Origin of the sequence: Staphylococcus sp. HMSC65H10 (assembly GCF_001839185.1) — a bacterium.
In the GTDB taxonomy this organism is placed as follows: domain Bacteria; phylum Bacillota; class Bacilli; order Staphylococcales; family Staphylococcaceae; genus Staphylococcus; species Staphylococcus simulans.
This window is the reverse complement of sequence record NZ_KV840302.1, coordinates 1-374: the sequence shown is the minus strand read 5'-3', so window position 1 is coordinate 374 and position 374 is coordinate 1. Positions and strand designations below refer to the sequence as shown.

Sequence of the window (374 nt, the reverse complement as noted above, 5' to 3'; positions counted from 1 at the left end):
ATAGAGCGTAAATACATTCAATACCTTTTAAAGTATTCTTTGCTGTATTGATACTTTGATACCTTGTCTTTCTTACTTTAATATGACGGTGATCTTGCTCAATGAGGTTATTCAGATATTTCGATGTACAATGACAGTCAGGTTTAAGTTTAAAAGCTTTAATTACTTTAGCCATTGCTACCTTCGTTGAAGGTGCCTGATCTGTAATTACCTTTTGAGGTTTACCAAATTGTTTAATGAGACGTTTGATAAACGCATATGCTGAATGATTATCTCGTTGCTTACGCAACCAAATATCTAATGTATGTCCCTCTGCATCAATGGCACGATATAAATAGCTCCATTTTCCTTTTATTTTGATGTACGTCTCATCA

Annotated in this window: 1 pseudogene; it reads right to left on the bottom strand. The window is 33.7% G+C overall.

Annotation, left to right across the window (positions count from 1 at the left end):
- A pseudogene (locus HMPREF3270_RS00250) lies at positions 1-374 on the bottom strand (IS6-like element IS257 family transposase); the annotation flags it as partial.